We start from the raw sequence: 20,383 nt of genomic DNA, 5'->3' as shown, positions 1-20,383 counted from the left end.
TAGTGAAAATCATAACTCTAAATGAACTTGAAAGAGAGCGAAAAAAAGTAGTTTCGAAGTTTTTTATGCTTCAAATTTATGCATTTTTAAAGGTATTTTTTGTTTTATCTTTTGCATTTTTGATAGTTTTAACTCAGTTTTTAGACCTTACAAGACTAAATTTTATAACTAAATTATTTATACTTATCCCATTTTTAATATTTTTAATTTATGGATTTAAAAGAGAATATTCAAATTTAATGGATAAAAGAGCAAGAGTTTTTAGAAGTTTATATAAAGAAAAATACCTTTTTCCATATCTAAAAAATAAAAATATAAATTATAAAATGAATGCTTATATCAATGCTACAGATATTGTTAGAAGTAGGCTTTTTAAACCATTTACTCACCAAAGAGGAAATGATATGATAACGGGAGAAATAGAAGATATTAGATTTAGTTTTAGTGATTTGATTTTAGAAAAGAAAAAAGATATTACTTTTGAGAATGACATGCGCCTTTGGGCAATTAATTTTTTGATAAATTATTTTTCTTACCGCTATGAAAGAGATAAAGCTCACCTTTTTACAGGCATTTTGTTTATTGCTGACTTTAATAAAAACATCAAATCAAATACTTTTATTATGTCTCATCACGCTCCAAGAGATAAAAAAGGGCTTAGTCTAATAACCCTTGATAATCCAAAATTTAACGATAAATTCAAAGTCTTTAGCGATGACATTCAAAACGCATTTTATCTTTTAACTCCAGCATTTATGGAAAGAGTTTTAAATTTGCAAAATATTTTTAATTGTGAAATTAATATTAGCTTCATAAAAACTAAAATTTATATCGCCATAAACAAAGGCTTTGATAGTTTTGAGGCTGATATTAACAAGCCCATTGTAAAGCAAGACCCGGCAAAAGTTATTTTAGATGATTTAAACGCACTTTTTGGTATTGTTAAGGTCTTAGCACTTGATAAAAATTTATGGGCAAATTTGGATAATTTATGAAATTAATAGAACTAGAAAAAGAGCGAAAAAATATACTTAAAAAAAGACTTATTACTAGATTTTATCTATTTTTTATAACCTTTTGTATAGTTGGTGCAACTTACCTTACTTTTGTAAGTTCGGTTATGTTTTTTACCTTTAAAGATTGGTATAAAATTTCATATTTTTCAAAATTTATGATAATTTTTATATTTTTTATAATTTTAATTTTAACATATTTAAGATATTGCAAAAGCTATAAAAGACTTATTTCACTTAAATTTAGACAAAATTTTAAAGAATTTTATCTTAAGCCTTTTATCGAAAAAAAAGGTTTTAAATATGAGATGAAAAGACATATTAAAGCTGATATTATTGAACATTGTGGGCTTTTTCCGATGTTTAATGATGAGGGTGGAAATGATTTAATAAGTGGTGAAATCAATGGAGTTAAGTTTAAATTTAGTGATATTATTTTGCAAGATTATATAGAACCACCAGAAGTTGAAGGTAGAATTTCTATGTTTTATTATAGTTTAAGTTATTTGTTTTATTCTAAAAATTTTCGCTATGAAGATTGGAGGCTTCATAAATATACAGGACTTTTTTTCGTGGCTGATTTTAATAAAACAATAACTTCAAAAACTTTTATAATGTCAAACAGAAAACCAAAGTCAAGCATAAAACTTAAAAAAGTATTAACTGATAATTATGAATTTAATAAAAACTTTAAAATTTATACTGATGATATTATAAATGCAATGTATATTTTAAGTCCTGCGTTAATGGAAAGTATAATAAAAATTAAAAATCGTTTTAATGTTCCTTTAAATTTAAGCTTTTTGGAAACTAAAATTTATATTACAATAGATACTAATAAAGATAATTTTGAACCAAATTTAGATGAAAATCTCATCACAAAAAATCCAGCTAAAAAAATACTAAACGACTTAAACACAATTCTGCAAATAGTCGAAATTTTATCTTTGAATAAAAATATATTTAAATTTTGATATATATTTAATAAAGCTTATACAAAACTAGCTTTTTATTTTATTTGTGATATAATAAGCTGATATTATTTTTTAATCACATTTTTTAAAGGACAAATATGATTTTTACTCCAAGAGAGCATGAAAAACTGCTCATAAGTTACGCAGCATGTGTAGCTAGAAAGCGAAAAGACAAAGGACTAAAACTAAACTACCCAGAAGCAATGGCAATATTAAGTGATTTTATCCTTGAAGGTGCAAGAGAGGGTAAAAGTGTTGTAGAATTAATGCAAAGTGGAAGAGAAGTTTTAAAAAGTGAAGATTTAATGGATGGTGTAGCTGAAATGATACAAGAAGTTCAGGTTGAAGCTACTTTTAATGATGGCACAAAACTTGTAACACTTCATAGGCCAGTTATTTAAAAGGATAAATTTTGAAAATAGGTGAATATATTTTTGCAGATGGTAATATTACTTGCAATGAAGGTAAAAATGCTATAACTTTAGTTGTTAAAAACACAGGCGATAGGGCTATTCAAGTTGGATCTCACTATCACTTTTTTGAAGTAAATGAATATTTAGAATTTGATAGAGAAAAATCTTTTGGAAAAAGGCTTGATATCGCTTCAGGCACAGCTGTTAGGTTTGAGCCAGGAGTTGAAAAAGAAGTTAGTTTAATTGACATTGGTGGAAAAAGAGAAGTTTATGGATTAAACAACCTAGTTGATGGTTTTTTAGATAAGAAGTGAGGAAAAAATGAGTTTTAAAATTTCAAGAAAAAGATACGCCTCAATGTTTGGTATAACAACAGGCGATAGCGTAAGACTTGCAGATACTAATCTTTTTGCAAAGGTTGAAAAAAATTTAATTCCTTATGGAGAAGAGGCAAAATTTGGTGGTGGAAAAACTCTAAGAGATGGTATGGGACAAAACGCTATTTTGCTTCGTGGGGAGCCAAAAGTTGTGGATTTAATTATCACAAATGCTTTAATAATCGATTATACAGGAATTTATAAAGCTGATATTGGCATAAAAGATGGCAAAATTGCCTATATTGGAAATGGTGGAAACGATAGCACAATGGATGATGTTGATTTTATTGTTGGAGTTAGCACAGAAGTAATTAGTGCTGAGGGGTTAATCTTAACAGCTGGTGGAATTGATACCCACATACACCTTATAAATCCATATCAAGTAAAAGAAGCACTCTGTAATGGTGTAACAACTTTATTTGGTGGTGGAACTGGTCCTGCTGATGGAAGTAAAGCTACAACAGTAACTCCAGGAGCTTTTAATATAGAAAGAATGCTTCAAGGAATCGATAATTTACCAATTAATATTGGAATTTATGGAAAAGGAAGTGGTGCAAATTTAGGTGTAAACGAGGCTCAAATTTTAGCTGGAGCAGCAGGTCTTAAAGTCCATGAAGATTGGGGTGCTACAAAATCAGCTTTAAATTTTTCTCTAGAAGCTTCACAAAAATTTGATGTAAGCGTTGGACTTCATACAGATACTTTAAACGAATTTGGTTTTGTGGAAGATACTGTAAAAGCAATAGATGGCAGAACCATTCACACTTTTCACACAGAAGGAGCAGGTGGAGGACATGCGCCAGATATTATAAAATTAGCTGGTCTTAAAAATGTACTTCCTGCAAGTACAAACCCAACTATGCCTTTTACAAAAAATACGATTGAAGAGCATCTTGATATGCTTATGGTATGTCACCATTTAGATAAAAATGTTCCTGAAGATGTTGCTTTTGCTGATAGTAGAATTAGAGCTGAGACAATAGGAGCAGAAGACGCACTCCATGATATGGGAGTAATATCTATTATGAGTAGTGACTCTCAAGCAATGGGGCGAATTGGCGAGATGGTTTTAAGAACTTGGCAATGTGCTCATAAAATGAAAGCTCAAAGAGGAACTATGCAAGGAGATAGTGAGTTTTGTGATAATGAAAGAATTAAAAGATATATTGCAAAATACACCATAAACCCAGCTATTGCAACTGGTATAAGCTCATATGTTGGAAGCGTGGAGGTTGGCAAATTTGCTGATTTAGTTATTTGGGATCCTAGATTTTTTGGTGTAAAACCAAAAATGGTATTAAAAGGTGGTATGATAGTTTTAGCTCAAATGGGCGATAGTAACGCAAGCATCCCAACTCCTCAACCAAATGAGTTTAGATATATGTTTGGTGCCATTGGTGAGGCTGTTCACAAAACTTGTTTTAGTTTTGTAAGTAAAAGTGCGTATGAACTTGATATCGGTAAAAAATATAATTTATCAAAAATTATTTTGCCTGTATCAAACTGTAATAATGTCTTAAAAAAAGACCTAAAATTAAATAATTTAACCCCAGAAATTAACGTTGACCCTCAAACTTATAAAGTTTATGTAGATGGTGAGTTTGTATATACAGAGCCTTTTGATACATTGCCAATGACACAAAGATATTTTTTATTTTAAGGGAAAAAATTGATAGTAAATAAAATTTTAAGAAATTTAGATAATTTTGATTTAAAAGATAAAAAAGTTGATTTTGCAAATATTTCAAATGACGATAGAGTTAAAAAAATTTTAAGAGTTAAAAGCAATAATGGCGTTGAAATTGGAATAAATGTTGAAGATGAGCTAAAAGATGGCGATATATTGGCTATTTTAGATGATAGTGTTGTAGCGGTTAAAATTTTACCAACTGATGTTTTAGAAATTAGCCCAAAAAATTTAAAAGAAATGGGAATTATCGCTCATAATATTGGAAATCGTCACACCCCAGCAATTTTTGAAGAAAATTTAATGATAATAGAGCCAGATAGCCTAATAGAAGAGTTTTTAAAAAACCAAAATGTAGATTTTAAAAAGACCAAAAGAGTTTTAAAAACAGCGTTAAGGCATGCAAATCACAGTCATTAAAAAAGTAAAATTATGGATAAAGTTCTCTTAATTTCTCAAATTTTTGATAATGCTTTTCCAAACGGTGCATACTCTCATAGCTTCGGCTTTGAGAGTTTTCTAAGATTAAATTTGATAAATGATGAAAAAAGCTTTTTAAAATGGCTTGAGGTTTACTTAGAAAAAAGCTTTTTATATAACGATGCTTTGGGTTTTTGTCTTACATACGATGGCTTTGATATTATAAATTTAGATGAAATTTTAAATGCAAGTTCGCAAAGCCTAGAAATTAAAAATGCAAATAAATTTATGGCTCAAAACTCCCTTAAAACATTAGAAATTTTTAACTCTAATTTGCTTTTAGATTATCAAAATTTGATTAAATCAAAAAAATGCCATGGGCATAATGCCATAGTTTTTGGACTATTTTGTAAAGAATTTGAACTTAGTAAAGAAGTTTTAAAAAATTATATTTTTTCAAGTATTAAAAATCTTGCCGCAAATGCCACAAGAGCAATTCCTCTTGGACAAAGAAACACACAAAATATTTTAAAAAATAGCTATTTTTTAGTTAATGAAATTTATGAAAACGCTTTAAATTTAAGCAGTTTTGGTAGTGAGTATTTGGGCGCTGGATTTTGTGCTTTGGAAGTTGGAAATTTAATGCATGAAAGCTTAAATTTTCGTTTATTTATGTCATAGTTTTTAAAAAGGAATAATGATGAAAAAACCTGTAATTATAGGTGTTGGTGGTCCTGTTGGAGCAGGAAAAACACTGCTTGTTGAAAGACTTAGTAGAGTTTTAAGTAAAACTTATGAAATAGGTGTTATAACAAACGATATTTACACAAAAGAAGATGCTAAATTTTTAGCTAAAAATAGTGTTTTAGATGAAAGTAGAATAATTGGCGTTGAAACAGGTGGATGCCCTCATACTGCAATTAGAGAAGACGCATCGATGAATTACTCAGCAATTGAGGAGTTAAATCAAAAATTTCCAAATTTAGATCTTATTTTTCTAGAAAGTGGTGGTGATAATTTAGCTGCAACTTTTAGTCCTGATTTAGTTGATTTTAGTATTTATATAATAGACGTTGCGCAAGGTGAAAAAATCCCTAGAAAAGCTGGTGCTGGTATGATAAAATCAGATTTATTTGTTATAAATAAAACAGATCTTGCGCCATTTGTTGGAGCAAATTTAGATGTAATGAGAAGTGACACTTTAAATTTTAGAGGAAATAAGCCATTTTTCTTTACAAATTTAAAAAAAGATGAAGGCTTAAGTGATGTTATTAATTGGATTAAAAAAGAGTGTTTATTTGAAGATTTAAGATGAATGATTTAAGTTTAGTTTTTGCTAAAAAAGGCGATAAAACTGTTTTAAAAGAGTATAAAAACAAAGGCTGCATGAAAGCAAGCCGAATTTTAGATGATGAGTTTATATATCTTGTAACTTTGGGTGGTGGACTCATAAGTGGTGAAACATACAACCAAAAAATTATCCTTGAAAATGATGTAAAAATAAATATCTTGCCCCAATCAAATCAAAAAGTCTTTAAAGCCCAAGATGATAAATACTCTGTTTTTAGCTCTAAAATAATTTTAGGCAAAAATGCCTTTTTAGACTATGATAATTTAAGCCTAATCGCGTATGAAAATGCTAAATTTAAGCAAATTATGGATTTTTATTTGAAAAAAAACTCAAAGCTTATTTACATTGATGGCGTAAGTAGTGGATATAGTAAAAGCGGCGATGATTTTAAATTTAATAAACTTTTTTTAGCAAATAACTTTTTTGTTGATGATAAGCTAATTTTTAGTGATAAGACAATTTTAGATGATAAAGTTAAAAGTTTTGGACTTTATAAAGAGTTTAAATTTAACTTTTTTATGTTAATTTACGGCTTTAAAACGCCTAAATTTGATGATATTATAAGTGATGATTTTATTATGACAAGTTCGCGTATTAATGATGAAATTTTAGTTTTTAGAGTGCTTTGCAATAGCGAATTTAAAGCATTAAAAGAGTTAGACAAAGTAAAAGAACAAATAAATAATTACTCTAAATAGTTATAATTTAAAAACTAAAAATATGATAACAAAGAAAAATTTAAGTTTTAGAAACGGATTTTATAAAAGATGATAAATGAGCTTGAAAACAAAAGAAAAAAGTTATTAAATAAGCTTTTTATAACTGGTGGGAGTTTTAGCTTAGTTTTTTTATTTGGCGTTTTTAAGCTTGTTGAAAATCCTACGATAAGCTCAAGAGTAACGCCGCTTTTATTTTTATTTTTTATCTACATTTTTGTTATTTTAAGTCTTAAATTTGGCATTAAAAATTCTTTTATAAAAGAGCTTAACGAAACTATTTTTAAAGCTATTGGCATAAAAGATATAAAATTTTCAAGAAATTCGCGAAAATTAAAAAAAGCCGTTTTAAACTTTTCAAAACCAAAGAGTGGTTTTTTAATAACAAATGATGAGTTTAGCGGGATTTTAAGCGGTGTTTGGTTTAAAATTTGCGATGGAGAGCTTTGGTTTGGAGCAGTGAAATTTAAAGGTAAAATTTTTAACGCAAGACTTAAAAAAGAGTTTGATTCTAAAGTTTTAATAACAAATTTAGGGATAATTTCAGCTAAAAACTTAAAAGAAATAAAGCTTGATAGTGTTAAATTTAGCCAAAATTTCAAAGTTTTTAGCTCTGATTTGACAAAAGCTTTTTATATTTTAAATCCTGTTTTTATAGAAAGACTTGAAAGCTTGGTTGGTGATAAAAAAGCTGATATTTTACTTTATAAAGATGAGATTTTAATCATTCTAGATAATAAAATTGACTCTTTAGAGCCAAATTTATTTAAAAAAATTACCTCTTTAGATACGCAAGAATTTACAGATCAAATACAAAGTTTTGAAAAGCTTATTAAATTTTTAAGGCTTAGTTAAAGGGATTTTTTTCAATCTCTTCTATGATGAGCTCAACCACAACTTTTGCTCCAAATGTACTTAGATGAATTCCATCATCAGATCTTAAAATTCTCTTTTTATTGCCTATTATCTTGCTTTGTAAGTACTCATCATTTTTACAAATAGCTTCATTTATTTCTATAAATTTAGCGTGATTTTCTTTGGCTGAGGCTTTTAAAATTTTATTTATAATTTTCATATTTTTATCAAAATTCGATTTTTTCATACAAGGAATTTCAAGCCAAAAAATATTTTTATCATATTTTTTAGATATGGTATAAATTTCAGTAACCCTTGATTTGTAAAACTCACTCCACTGGCTACTTCCAAATTTAAGCCTTTGCCCATTATAATTTATAGAGTATCCATCATTTGTACCAAAATGAGCAATTATAATGCTATTTTTAGGTGCATTTTGTAGCACTTGGCTAAGTTTATCATTCCAGTTAAAAAACTTTTTATTAACTAAACCAGTGCTTGATTTAGCTATATTTTCAACTTTTACTTTTTTATTAGAAAATCCCCACCCAATGCCGTGCATGATAGAATCTCCTATTAAAATAACACTTAGATTTTCATCAAAAACAACTTTTTTTGAGTTTATATATTTTGCTAAGCTCTTAAGGTTTTCCTCTTTTTTTATCTTATCTTGTCTATATTTTTTCTCTAAAGCTTTTGCAATGTTTTCTTTTAAAATTTTTTGATTTTTTTCTTTTATTTTCAAAAATTTTAACTCATCATCATATTTTTTTAATACAGCCTCAATGTCTTTGTTGAAATTTTTATTTGCGCTTTCACTATAGATAAATTCTTTTTTTGCAAAAATTTCTTTACTTATATTATAAATTTTTGTGTCATATAAAAAGAAAAATTTTTGATATTTTGCTTCAAAATAGTTGCAAAATGGGTATAAAAGCAAGGAAAAAAGTAGTGAAAAAACAGATGATAAAACAACAAAAGCTCTCATTAAAATCCTTGATAAATAAACTCAGGCATTCCGCTAGGCATTAAAAAATATATTGATAAAAATGATATAAAAAGAAAAATAATTATAAAAAATATATTTAAACTATCAAAAATAAACATCAAAATTTCATAAAAATTTATTTTTTCATACAGATATAAAAAGACAAATATCATAAAAATAAAAGCTAAAAAATATAAAATTTCAAATTCTTTAAGTTCGGATAAATTTGTTATAAAACCAATAGAATCATCAAATTTAAATATAAAAAATACCCAAATAAAACTTAAAAAACTAAAAGTTATAAATCTTTTTAAAATATCAAATTTTAAAATATCAAAGTTCTTTTTCAAATTTAAAAACACTACGCAAACTCCGTGTAAAAACCCCCATATAAAAAATGAAAGACCTCCACCGTGCCAAATACCAGAAAGCATAAAAACTATTAAAATATTTCTTTGAGTTTTTAAATTTCCACATCTACTTCCGCCAAGTTTGATATAAATATAATCCTTAAAAAAACTCATCAAACTAATATGCCATCTTCTCCAAAACTCTTTTAAATCAGTGGCTAAAAAAGGTCTATTGAAGTTTTTTGGAAGTTTAAAACCACACATTAATCCAAGCGCTAAAATAAAATCAACATAAGAACTAAAATCAAAATAAAGCAGCAAAGAATATAGATAAAGTGATGAAAAAAGCTCTAAAAAATTATAACTGTTTATGTTATTAAAAATAGGCGTAAGATAGTTAAAAAGGTGGTTTGCAAGAATAAGTTTTTTAAAAAATGCCATTAAAATAAGAGTAAAAATTAAATTTGAATATTCAAATGTTTTCTTTTCATTTAGCGTTTTAAAAAACTCTTTTGCTCTTAGAATAGGGCCTGAAACTATTGTGATAAAAAAGCTTAAAAAAACAAAACTATCTATAAATTTGGGTTTTAATTCACCTATTTTTACGCTATAAAGGTAAGTTATCGCCATAAATGAATAAAATGAAAGACCTAGTGGAAAAATATTTGTATTTAAAAACTCATTTTTAAACTCAAAACCAAAATAACCTTTGTATTTAAAAAAAACCAAGTTAAAAATTATAAAAATTATGCTTAAGACAAATGCAAAATTAAATTTTAAAATAAGGCGTGAAAAAAGATAAATTATAAGAGTAAAAATAAAATTAATTAATAAAAAAATAGGATTTATAGCAAATAAAAATAGATATGAAAAGCCTAAAATAAGGAGTTTTTGTATAAAAATGCTAAATTTAAAAATATAATAAATTAGCCAAAAAATTAAAAAACAAAAGATAAACTCAACACTAAAAAGGCTCATGAAACTCCAACAAATTTTGTTTCATTTTATCATATTTACATTTTATTAGTACTTAAATTTTCTTTTGCGAAATTTCAATATTTTTAGGAGATGATTAATTTAAATTTATTCTATAAACTCACCTTTATAGCCAGTTGTGGTGATTGCATCAAGAATGCTCCAAATGATGAGCCAAAAAGCAAATAATGCGCGAGTTAAGGTAGCATCATAAAAATGATGTTTTTGCATATTTTTAGCAGAGGTTTTTCACCTTTTGCTAAAATAATACTTGGAGTTGCAGCTAAACTTGTAGCAATTGCGCCAGTTTTTAAGAAACTTTTTTTATTTATAGTAAATGTTTTTGGACAAAACTTGCCCCTTAAATTTGTTGGTATTGTATCTCAAAAGATTAAATTTATTTTTTAAAATATCTCTCTTCGTTTTCCTCAACTTGATTTATATTTAGTTTTATAAATTTATAACTTGCAAAGATTAAAATAAACCAAATAATTATAAATATAATTGACTTTATCATTTTATTTTCCTTATTCTATCTCATCTTTTGTGAGTTTTTTAGCATCCATAAGTTTCCAAACATAAGCAATATAGCCCAATAAAACAGGTGCCCAAAGTGAAACTATTGCCATAACTTTTAAAGTATAAAAACTAGAACTAGCGTTTTTTATAGTAAGTGAACTTTGTAAGTCAAAGTGTGATGGATAAAATGCTGTAGAGTTTAGTCCAGCTACCAAAAATACACTCATTACAACTAAAACAACACCAAGACCGTATGGGAAAATTCCTTTTATGCTAGATGTAAAGATAGCTTTATAAAGTCCAAAAAGAGCTAAAATTAGTCCAATTAAGAGCATAATCAAAACAATTGGCATCTCTAAATAGTTTAAACCATATTTAAATCTAACCATTTCTACAATACCGTTTTCATTAACATCATATCCGCTTTTCAAAACTAAAAATAGTAAAAATGCCACTAGAAAAGCAACAAATATTAAAGCATCAAATTTTAGATTTTTCTTTAAATTTTCTCTTATTTTATCATCGTTTATATTGTTTATAAGATACATTGCCCCACCAACTCTTGCTTGGAAAAAAAGAGCAATTCCAAGAATATAGTTAAATGGATTTTTTAAAGCCTCAAGTCCTCTAAATTTGCTTTGCCAATCAACAAAATTATTGCCATCTAAAACAAAACTACTTCCACTAAAAAAAGTTGATACTGCAATGCCTATTAAAATAACCCCTAAAGAGCCATTTATATAAAGGAAATTTTCATAAGTTTTTTGCCCTAAAAAGTTATTTGGTTTTTTTCTATACTCATATGCAACTGCTTGGATAATAAAACAAAAAAGTATTCCAAGCCAAACCCAGTAAGCTCCACCAAAGCTAGTTGCATAAAATAGTGGAAAAGCTGCAAAACAAGCTCCTCCAAACATAACTAAAGTTGTAAAAGTAAGTTCCCATTTTTTTCCAACTGAGTTTAAAAAAAGATCTTTTTGTGCTTCATCTTTGGCTATTTTTTTAACCAAAGTTTGTCCACCTTGAACAAACATCATAAAAACAAAAAGTCCGCCAATTAGCGAAACTACAATCCACCAATAAATTTGTAAATATTCATACATCTTAAAATCCTATCTTAATTTGCTTAAGCATGATTTTTATCTCAGCTATAAATAAAGCTGTAAATAAAACAACAAATAGTAAAAATGATAATTTAACATTTACACTTGCTAAATTTGTAGCAGCAATTCCAACAGGCATTAAATCTTGTATTGCCCAAGGTTGTCGCCCAACTTCTGCTACTATCCACCCAGCCTCACACGCTACATATCCAAGCGGTATGCTAAACACGCACGCCCAAAGAAGTTTTTTATATTTTTCAATTCTATTTGCCATGCTTAAATAAAGAGTTGTCAAAAATAGTACTATAAAATAACTTCCAAGTGCGACCATTACGTGAAAACTATAAAATGTAAGCCCAACAGGTGGAACAATATCTTCTGGCTTATCTAAATATCCATATCCAAAATTATGCATATTTTCATCTAAAATTTTTCTATTTTCTAAAATGCTTTTTTCATCATTTTTATCACTTGCTAATTTAATATTTTCCAGTGCATTTAAGGCAATTTTTCCACTATCGATTTTGCTTTGAGCAGATGGGATATTAAATTTTTCATTTCCATAAACTAAATCATCAATTCCAGGGGTAAAATTATTTATTCCTCTTGTTGCCATAAGTCCTAGCAAATAAGGTGCTTGAATTTCTACAATAAAAGGCTCTTTTTCATCGCCTGGTTTTTTATCTGGTGTTAAAATTCCCATTGCAACGATTCCAGCATTTACTTCACCTTTGTAAAGCCCTTCCATTGCAGCAAGTTTCATGGGTTGCTTTTGTGCTACTTGGTATGCACTTTCATCGCCGCTAAATAGAACAAAAATTGAACTTAAAAAGCCAAAACTTGCAGCAACTATAAAGCTTTTTTTAGCCATTTGAAAATGTTTGTTTTTAAGCATAAAATATGCTGAAATTCCTAAAACAAATAAGGCTGATGTTATATATCCGCCACCAACTGTGTGCAAGAATTTACTTATTCCAACTGGTGAGAGTGCAACTTCTGCGAAATTTATCATCTCATTTCTTAAGGTTTCGTGGTTAAAAACTGTGCCAACGGGATGCTGCATCCAGCCATTTGCAACTAAAATCCAAAAAGCGCTTAAATTTGAACCAAGTGCTACCATCCATGTTGAGAAAAGGTGAAATTTTTTACTAACTCTATCCCAGCCAAAAAACATAACAGCGAAAAATGTAGCTTCTAGGAAAAATGCAAAAAGCCCTTCAATTGCCAAAGGAGCTCCAAAAATATCTCCAACAAACCATGAGTAATTTGCCCAGTTTGTTCCAAATTCAAATTCCATTATTATGCCAGTTGCAACACCAATTGCAAAATTTACAGCAAAAAGTCTAAGCCAAAATTTAGTTATTCTTTTCCATTCTGGGTTGCCAGTTTTTACATATAAAGTCTCCATAAATGCAAGCATAAATGAAAGCCCTAAAGTTAGCGGAACAAATAAAAAATGGTAAAGCGCAGTTAAGGCAAATTGTGCTCTTGACCAATCTACCGTACTTATTAAATCCTCCATTTTAATCCTTTTTTAAATTTTGATATATAAAATTTATCTTTTCTTTATCGGTTTGAAACTCAGTATGAATATTTTTGTCAAAAATAAGCATTTTCAATATAAAAATAATTATAAAAAGTTTTACAAAAACTACAAGCCAAAGAGTTTTTCCAAGCTTCATATTTTTAAAACCATCTATATAAAAATTAAATATATTTTTTAAAGTTTTCATAAGTTTAATTTTAACACAAGAAAAGTTAAAACAACTTTATAATGACTTAAATTTATCAAGAGAATTTTATTATCAAATTTTAAAAAATATTTTCTAGTTTTATTAAAAAATATTTTAAATTTTATAAATTTTACCAAGTATAAAAGTTAAAAAGGTATAATTGTAAAATTATAAATTTAAGGAAAAATATGTCAGCAAAAAAAGATACTAAATATATCTTTGTTACAGGTGGAGTTTTAAGCTCACTTGGTAAGGGGATAGCTTCAGCAAGTATAGCCACACTTTTAAAAAAAGCAGGTCTTAAAGTAAGCATTTTAAAAGCAGATCCATATATAAATGTCGATCCTGGAACCATGAGTCCTTTGGAGCATGGAGAAGTTTTTGTAACTGATGATGGAGCTGAGACTGATCTTGATCTTGGTCATTATGAGCGTTTTTTAGATGAAAATTTAAGTCAAAATAACAACTTTACAACAGGTAGAGTTTATAGTTCTGTTATTGAAAAAGAAAGACGAGGGGATTATTTAGGAAAAACTATTCAAGTAATTCCTCATATTGTAAATGAGATAACAGATAGATTTAAAAAAGCAGGTGAGGGTAAAGATGTTTTAATAATTGAAATTGGCGGAACTGTTGGAGATATCGAAGGTCAGCCATTTTTAGAGGCAATTAGAGCGATGCGCATAGAGCTTGGCAAAAAAAGATCTATGAATGTACATCTAACTTTGGTGCCATTTATCAAAGCAGCAGGCGAGCTTAAAACCAAGCCAACCCAGCATAGCGTTGGTGAGCTTAGGAGAATAGGTATAACCCCTGATATGATAATTTGTAGAAGTGAAAGACCACTAAGCAAAGAGTTAAAAGATAAAATCGCAATAAGTTGTGGGGTTGAAAAAAACTGCGTTATTGAAAGCCCTGATTGTAAAAGCATATATCAAATTCCAATTGTTTTCTTACAACAAGATATTTTAACTCCAATTAGTGAGTGTTTGGATTTGGGTGAGTTAAAAGTAGATATGAACGAGTGGAATGAGTTAGTTAGAAGAGTAAATGAGCCTACAAATAAAGTAAGAATTGCTTTTGTTGGAAAATATTTAGAACTTAAAGAAAGTTATAAAAGCTTAACCGAAGCTTTGATTCATTCAGGTGCAAATTTAGACACAAAAGTTGATATAAAATGGTGCGATAGCGAAAGAATTGACTTTGAAAATGTAGATGAAATATTAAAAGATGTTGATGGTGTTTTAGTTGCTGGTGGTTTTGGAAAAAGAGGCATTGAAGGCAAAATGGAAGCTATAAAATACGCTAGAACTCATAAAATTCCTTATCTTGGAATTTGCCTTGGTATGCAGCTTGCCTTAATTGAGTTTGCAAGAGATGTTTTAGGTATAAAAGATGCAAATTCAGTTGAGTTTGATGAAAATACAAAAGAGCCAATTATTTTTCTAATTGATGAGTTTATCGATAGCCATGGTAAAAAGCAGCTTAGAACTCACAAAAGCCCACTTGGTGGTACTATGAGACTTGGTGGATATGAGTATAATATCAAACCAAATTCTCTTTTAAGTAAAATTTATAGTGGAGTAAAAACAGCTAAAGAAAGACATCGCCACCGCTTTGAGGCAAATCCAAAGTATAAAGAAAAATTTGAAAAGTCAGGACTTATAGTAAGTGGTGAAAGTGATGGATTAATCGAAGCAGTTGAGTTAAAAGATCATCCATTTTTCATAGGAGTTCAGTTTCATCCTGAATTTACCTCTCGCCTTACAAAGCCAAATCCCGTTATAACTGGGTTTTTAAGTGCCGCATTGAAAAATAGCAAATAAAATGTTAGGCAAAAAATGTTAGATAAAAAAAAGATAAAGGAAATTTTAGAAACTAGGTTTGAAAAAGATATCCATACTAAAGTTTCAGAAATTCCACTTCCATCAAGTCTAAAAGACAACTACAAAGCAGCAGGTCGCATAAGAACTGCAATTGAAAATAATGAAAAAATTGCAATTGTGGGGGATTATGATGTTGATGGCATTGTAAGTAGTGTGATTTTAGCTGATTTTTTCGATCTTTTAGGGGTTGATTTTTTTGTAAAAATTCCAAATAGATTTAGTGATGGATATGGACTAAATCCTAAAATTTTAGAAGAAATTAGTGGTGTGAAGCTAATAATCACAGTCGATAATGGAATTAGTGCAGTTGAAGCGGCTGAAATTTGCAAAAAAAAGGGAATTGATCTAATCATAACAGATCATCATATGCCACCACCAGTTTTACCAAAAGCTTACGCGATAATCAACCCAAAACAAAGTGATTGTCCGTTTCCAAATGTTGAAATTTGTGGAGCTGAGGTTGCGTGGTATTTAGTTGGGGCTTTAAAAGATGTTTGCGGTGTTGAGTACGATATGTCAAATGATCTTGACTTATTAGTAATTGCTATAATTGCTGATATGATGGAGCTAAGAGATATGAATAGAGTGCTTGTAAAGCTTGGTATAAAAAAGCTTAACTCATCAAAAAGACCAGCATTTTTTGCGATAAAAAATCTATATTCAAAAGATAAATTTGAATTTGACGATATTAGTTTTTTAATAGCTCCACTTATAAACTCAACTGGTAGAATGGATGATGCAAGTCTTTCATATAAGTTTTTAAGAGCAAAGAATTATAAAAGTGCAAAATATTTTTTAGATAAAATTGTTGATTTAAACGAATCACGAAAAGATGAAGAAAAAACGCTTTATGAAAGCTCTAAGGCTCTTGTCAGTAAAGATGATGAAATAATCGTAGCTTGGGGAAAAAATTGGCATGAAGGTGTCATTGGTATCGTTGCTTCAAGGCTTTGCAAACATTATAAAAAACCAGCAATTGTTTTTAGCGTAGATGAGCACCGTGCAAAAGGAAGTGCAAGAAGTGTTAATAAATTTGATATTTTAAAGCTAATTGCCTCTCAAAAAGAGCTTTTACTTAGCTTTGGTGGGCATAAAGGCGCAGCTGGAATTGTCATAGAAAGTAAAAATTTACCTAAATTTAAAGAGGCAATTAACTCAAGTTGTTTTTTACAGGATTTAGATGGAATTTCGCCTTATGCTGATGAAATTTTAGGTGAAATTGATATAAAAGAACTTGATTTAGAGCTTTTAGACATTTTGGAATTTTTCGAACCTTATGGGCAAAAAAACCCAAAACCAATTTTTAAAATAAAAAATGCGGTAGTAAGTAATATTAGAATGATTGGAAAAGAGAAAAATCATATAAAAATCACAATTGAAAAAAATAATGTCTACAAAGAAGCCCTTTATTTTAATTATGATTTTATGCCAAAAGAGGGTGATAGAGTGGACTTGATAGCCTCTGTTATAAAAAACTCTTTTAGAAATACCATAACACCTGAGTTTGTTATAAAAGAACTTTGTTTAGCCAAAAATTAAATTTTGGCTAAACTTAATTAATAACCTTGCCTTAAAGCATTTTTTATAGTACTTAGCGCATCATCTGCTTCTTTTTGAGAAAGTGTTTTTGCAAATATACTTTTTAGGATGGATTTTAACTCATTTTCATAAAAATCTTTTAATGATTTTTGAGAAATTTCACCATCTTTTATGTAATTTTTTATGTCAATAAAGACAAAATGTCCGATTTCTATCTCATCATCAAGTGTTTTATCTGCTAAAATTTCATTTATTCTCTCGCAAGTTTTTATGTAGTTATTTACATTTTCTATGCCTTCAAGAGCCGAAACTATAGCTTGATAGTTGCATTTTATATAATTTTTCTTAAATCTTTTCAAAAAGCTTGGAGGAGTGTTTTTATAGCCTAAATTTGTATCAAGTGTAGCTATGATAAATAAATTTTCAGGTATTGCAAAATAGGATTTTCCTTCTTCTTCAACTACGCTAAAATCACTAATATTATCAAATTTATCAATTATTCTTGAGTTTTTAGTCCTTATAAATGCAGGATTTTTGTCTGAATATCTGTTTTCTAACAGCTCCGCACTTTCGCCAAATATAGAGGCTATATTACAACTATTTATATCATTTATAATCACATAGTAGTCGTTTTCTTTATCATTGATTGCTTTTTTACAAATTTCTTTAAACTCCCCGTTTATAAACTCACCATTTACAAAGCCATCCATAAAATCTTCGTATGTGTAACTTTCATGCATCGAGATAACACAATATCTATTTATAGGGATATTTTTTATATTTAAAATCTCTCTTGCAGTTTTATTTTTTTCAACACCAAAAGAGCCAATAAATAGTGTATTTTTCGATACTGAACTACTTCCATAGCTAAGAATAAATTTAAAAAATAGCTCATAATAAATACATTGTTCGCTAAACTCTACCTCATCAACAGGGTATGGTTTAAATTTAGAAGCAAATTCAGTGCAAAGTTTTGTAAAGTCATCTAAATTTTCAATTTTTTTAGCAAATGTGCTTGATAAAATTTTAAGATTGTTTTGATTATAGATAAAAGAGTGTAAATTGTTATTTTCTATAAAAACAATAGATATAAACTCAGTTAAACTATTTTGATCAAGTATGTGAAACTCATTTTTATCTTTAAAACCAGCATTTATTTTATTTTCTTCGCTAAAAGTAGTTACAACACTTTGAATAGAGTTTGATGAAAGAGAGTTTTTAATAAGTTCTATTAACATCATTGGATGGTTGTGAAAAACTATATCAAAATACTTTTGGGCTAAATTTGGACTTAAAATTTCAAAAATTTTATAGAGTTGATCATAAAAATTTATAATTTTTTTCTTAAATCCTATTTTAAGTTCTCTATCTTCAGTATATTTTTCATATTTTCTAGCGATATTTTCCATAAAAATATATAAAGAAACGCAATTTGCACTTTCACCCTTGATAACATCTTCAACTGCCGAGTTTTGATTATTTTCAAAAACCTCTTTGCAAGATGAAATTTTATCTTTTAGTGCAAAATTTCTATAAAAATTTTCCATATTGTTTTCAAAAAATCTATTTATGAAAAAATATCCCGCTTTTGGGTACCTAGAACTTAAATTTAATATTCCAGTTTCATCACTACCGCAAAACTCAATGTATGAATTTTGCAAAAAGTCATTTTCGTTTTGACTAAAACTTAAAACATTTGCTTTAAGATTTTGAAGTAGGTCAACTACTTTTGTAACCTCTTTTTTTAAATTTATAGGACTACTTTTTTCTAAAAAAAGATCCATTGCAACTTCTATTTGCATTGCTCAACTCCTTTTAAAAGTGGGACAAACTCACACTCATCAATTATTTCTTGGTTAAAATCTAATTCACTAATTTTTCTTATTTTTACTATTTTTTGACAGCCGTCTTTATAAAGTGGTGCAACTAAAACTCCCCCAACTTCAAGCTGATCCAAAAGTCTTTTATCTATCTCTTTTGCTGCGGCTGAGAGTAAAATTCTCTCATAAGGAGCATACTTTTTCCAGCCAGCATTGCCATCATCATATCTTAAATGAATATTTGTAATATTTAGGCTTTCAAAGTTTTTTTTAGCCTCATTTACAAGTTTTTCAATTCTTTCGATTGTAAAAACTCGCCTTATGATTTTACTTAAAATAGCTGCTTGATACCCACTTCCACAGCCAATTTCTAAGACTTTATCAACCCCATCAAGTTCTAAGGCTAAACTCATCTTAGCAACTGTCAAAGGCGAGCTTATCCACTGACCACCTAAAATGGGCTGTGGGTTTAGCTCATAAGCGTAAGCACTTATTGGTACAAAAATACTTCTTGGCACCTTGCAAAACGCCTCATATAAAGCTGGTGTTAGATTTAATGAGTTTGCTATCTCATCAGCTAGTTTTTGGCATTTTAAAATTTCAAAATTTTCCATAATCCTACTTTAAAAATCATCAAAAGTTAAGCTACCTTTGCTGTAATTTGTAACTTTACTTTCAAAGAAATTTGATTTTTGATCATTAAATTTAGCAAAGTCATCAACCCATTTTATTGGATGTTTTACACCATATTTTTTCTTTAAGCCAATTGCAGTTAATCGCTGATCGACTAAATAATGAATATAATCAGTTATAATATCATCTGTAAAGCCCATAATTTGGTTTTGAGTGATGTATTTTCCCCATTCTATTTCAAGTTCTCCAGCTTTTTCAAACATTTCATAGATTTTATTTATAATTTTTTCACTAAATAGATCAGGTCTTTCTTTTTTTACTGTATTTATCATGTTTTGAAAGAGTAAAAGATGAGTTATTTCATCTCTTTGGATAAATCTTATCATTTGAGCTGATCCTAGCATCTTTCCAGCTCTTGCTAATGCATAAATCGCAGTAAATCCACTGTAAAAATAAATTCCTTCTAAAATTTGATTTGCAATCATTGCTAAAACCAACTTTTCTTCTGTTACATCGCCAGCAAGATCTTCATAAACGCTTGAAATATAATCATTCTTTTTTTTCAAAACTGCATCATGTTTTTCCATTTCGTATATTAAATCTGTATTTTCACATATTGCCTCAACCATTACAGCGTAACTTTTAGAGTGGTTTGCTTCTTCATAGGCTTGACGAACTAAAATGGCATTTATTTCAGGAGCGGTGATATAAGGATTAATATTATCAGCTAAGTTGTTTGTTTGAAAGCTATCCATTGAGATAAGTTGGCTCCAAACTAAATCATACATTCTTTTTTCAGCCTGTGTTAAGTTAAAGTTGTAGTCTCTTACATCATCGGTTGTATCGACTTCTTTAGGAAACCAAGTATTTGCTTCCATTAAATCCCAAAGCTTTAAAGCCCACTGATATTTAGCTTTTGTGAAATTTAAAATTCCGTGTGGATTTCCACCAAAAACTTTTCTATTGCCAAGTGTTTCATTGGACTCTGGATTATAAATTTTTTTCTTATCAATTGTCATTTTATTTTTATT

At 28.5% G+C, this 20,383-nt stretch carries 19 protein-coding genes and 1 pseudogene; 12 read left to right on the top strand and 8 right to left on the bottom strand.

Annotation, left to right across the window (positions count from 1 at the left end; all coding sequences use genetic code 11):
* Positions 1-2 precede the first annotated feature (2 nt).
* The 9 genes and pseudogenes from HMPREF9309_RS02175 (at position 3) to HMPREF9309_RS02130 (ending at position 7,806) form a co-directional block, all read left to right on the top strand.
* Complete coding sequence (locus tag HMPREF9309_RS02175; protein ID WP_016646290.1) at positions 3-995, top strand: DUF3137 domain-containing protein; 993 nt, start codon at positions 3-5, stop codon at positions 993-995.
* Positions 992-1,987, top strand: coding sequence for a DUF3137 domain-containing protein (locus HMPREF9309_RS02170; RefSeq protein WP_016646289.1), 996 nt, complete (start codon positions 992-994; stop codon positions 1,985-1,987). The genes HMPREF9309_RS02175 and HMPREF9309_RS02170 overlap by 4 nt, the downstream gene beginning before the upstream one ends.
* Positions 1,988-2,085: 98 nt before the next feature.
* Positions 2,086-2,714: pseudogene (gene ureB, locus HMPREF9309_RS09310) on the top strand (urease subunit beta).
* 7 nt (positions 2,715-2,721) lie between these two features.
* A complete protein-coding gene (ureC, locus tag HMPREF9309_RS02155) occupies positions 2,722-4,437 on the top strand; it encodes an urease subunit alpha (protein WP_016646286.1) in 1,716 nt (571 codons plus the stop codon).
* A gap of 9 nt (positions 4,438-4,446) precedes the next feature.
* Positions 4,447-4,884 carry an urease accessory protein UreE gene (locus HMPREF9309_RS02150; RefSeq protein WP_016646285.1) on the top strand — a complete coding sequence of 146 codons (438 nt, stop codon included), beginning with the start codon at positions 4,447-4,449 and terminating at the stop codon, positions 4,882-4,884.
* Positions 4,885-4,896: 12 nt separating this feature from the next.
* Complete coding sequence (locus HMPREF9309_RS02145) at positions 4,897-5,565, top strand: urease accessory protein UreF (protein ID WP_016646284.1); 669 nt, start codon at positions 4,897-4,899, stop codon at positions 5,563-5,565.
* 19 nt (positions 5,566-5,584) lie between these two features.
* A complete protein-coding gene (gene ureG, locus HMPREF9309_RS02140) occupies positions 5,585-6,199 on the top strand; it encodes an urease accessory protein UreG (protein WP_016646283.1) in 615 nt (204 codons plus the stop codon).
* The gene (locus tag HMPREF9309_RS02135) at positions 6,196-6,933 is read left to right on the top strand and encodes an urease accessory protein UreD (protein ID WP_016646282.1); all 738 of its coding nucleotides are present in this window, start codon (positions 6,196-6,198) and stop codon (positions 6,931-6,933) included. The genes ureG and HMPREF9309_RS02135 overlap by 4 nt, the downstream gene beginning before the upstream one ends.
* A gap of 69 nt (positions 6,934-7,002) precedes the next feature.
* Complete coding sequence (locus HMPREF9309_RS02130) at positions 7,003-7,806, top strand: DUF3137 domain-containing protein (RefSeq protein ID WP_016646281.1); 804 nt, start codon at positions 7,003-7,005, stop codon at positions 7,804-7,806.
* On the opposite strand, the gene HMPREF9309_RS02125 is transcribed toward HMPREF9309_RS02130, so the two are convergent.
* Positions 7,799-8,794: a DUF459 domain-containing protein gene (locus tag HMPREF9309_RS02125; protein ID WP_016646280.1), complete on the bottom strand. Its 996-nt coding sequence runs from the start codon at positions 8,792-8,794 to the stop codon at positions 7,799-7,801. The two genes, HMPREF9309_RS02130 and HMPREF9309_RS02125, sit on opposite strands and share 8 nt — an antisense overlap.
* Positions 8,794-10,122: an MBOAT family O-acyltransferase gene (locus HMPREF9309_RS02120; RefSeq protein ID WP_016646279.1), complete on the bottom strand. Its 1,329-nt coding sequence runs from the start codon at positions 10,120-10,122 to the stop codon at positions 8,794-8,796. The genes HMPREF9309_RS02125 and HMPREF9309_RS02120 overlap by 1 nt, the downstream gene beginning before the upstream one ends.
* Before the next feature lie 213 nt (positions 10,123-10,335).
* Between HMPREF9309_RS02120 and HMPREF9309_RS02115 the strand changes: the two genes are divergently transcribed.
* Positions 10,336-10,527, top strand: a complete 192-nt coding sequence (locus tag HMPREF9309_RS02115; RefSeq protein WP_155827304.1) for a hypothetical protein — start codon at positions 10,336-10,338, stop codon at positions 10,525-10,527.
* A gap of 119 nt (positions 10,528-10,646) precedes the next feature.
* Here the strand turns inward: HMPREF9309_RS02115 and HMPREF9309_RS02110 are convergent, their stop codons facing one another.
* Genes HMPREF9309_RS02110 through HMPREF9309_RS02100 form a run of 3 tightly spaced genes read right to left on the bottom strand, consistent with a single transcriptional unit; the run spans position 10,647 to position 13,474 of the window.
* Positions 10,647-11,741 carry a cytochrome d ubiquinol oxidase subunit II gene (locus HMPREF9309_RS02110; RefSeq protein WP_016646277.1) on the bottom strand — a complete coding sequence of 365 codons (1,095 nt, stop codon included), beginning with the start codon at positions 11,739-11,741 and terminating at the stop codon, positions 10,647-10,649.
* A 1-nt stretch (position 11,742) separates the two neighbouring features.
* A complete protein-coding gene (locus HMPREF9309_RS02105) occupies positions 11,743-13,263 on the bottom strand; it encodes a cytochrome ubiquinol oxidase subunit I (protein WP_016646276.1) in 1,521 nt (506 codons plus the stop codon).
* Position 13,264: 1 nt separating this feature from the next.
* A complete protein-coding gene (locus tag HMPREF9309_RS02100; protein WP_016646275.1) occupies positions 13,265-13,474 on the bottom strand; it encodes a DUF4492 domain-containing protein in 210 nt (69 codons plus the stop codon).
* Positions 13,475-13,662: 188 nt separating this feature from the next.
* Here HMPREF9309_RS02100 and HMPREF9309_RS02095 point away from each other — a divergent pair, with 188 nt between their 5' ends.
* Together HMPREF9309_RS02095 and recJ are read left to right on the top strand one after the other, a co-directional pair.
* Entirely contained in the window at positions 13,663-15,300 is a 1,638-nt protein-coding gene (locus tag HMPREF9309_RS02095) for a CTP synthase (protein WP_016646274.1), read from the top strand.
* A 15-nt stretch (positions 15,301-15,315) separates the two neighbouring features.
* Positions 15,316-16,899: a single-stranded-DNA-specific exonuclease RecJ gene (recJ, locus tag HMPREF9309_RS02090; protein ID WP_016646273.1), complete on the top strand. Its 1,584-nt coding sequence runs from the start codon at positions 15,316-15,318 to the stop codon at positions 16,897-16,899.
* 17 nt (positions 16,900-16,916) lie between these two features.
* Here the strand turns inward: recJ and HMPREF9309_RS02085 are convergent, their stop codons facing one another.
* From HMPREF9309_RS02085 to HMPREF9309_RS02075, 3 genes are read right to left on the bottom strand one after another with little or no spacing between them, the layout of a single operon-like run.
* Complete coding sequence (locus tag HMPREF9309_RS02085; protein ID WP_016646272.1) at positions 16,917-18,701, bottom strand: 5-methylcytosine-specific restriction endonuclease subunit McrB; 1,785 nt, start codon at positions 18,699-18,701, stop codon at positions 16,917-16,919.
* The gene (locus HMPREF9309_RS02080) at positions 18,692-19,333 is read right to left on the bottom strand and encodes a protein-L-isoaspartate(D-aspartate) O-methyltransferase (RefSeq protein WP_016646271.1); all 642 of its coding nucleotides are present in this window, start codon (positions 19,331-19,333) and stop codon (positions 18,692-18,694) included. Before HMPREF9309_RS02080 ends, HMPREF9309_RS02085 begins: the two co-directional genes overlap by 10 nt.
* Positions 19,334-19,342: 9 nt before the next feature.
* Positions 19,343-20,365, bottom strand: a complete 1,023-nt coding sequence (locus tag HMPREF9309_RS02075) for a ribonucleotide-diphosphate reductase subunit beta (protein WP_034907750.1) — start codon at positions 20,363-20,365, stop codon at positions 19,343-19,345.
* Positions 20,366-20,383: the final 18 nt, after the last annotated feature.

The sequence above is a fragment of the Campylobacter ureolyticus ACS-301-V-Sch3b genome (genome assembly GCF_000413435.1).
GTDB lineage: Bacteria > Campylobacterota > Campylobacteria > Campylobacterales > Campylobacteraceae > Campylobacter_B > Campylobacter_B ureolyticus_A.
The sequence above is the reverse complement of the archived record's forward strand: the minus strand, read 5'-3'. Positions and strand labels throughout refer to the sequence as shown.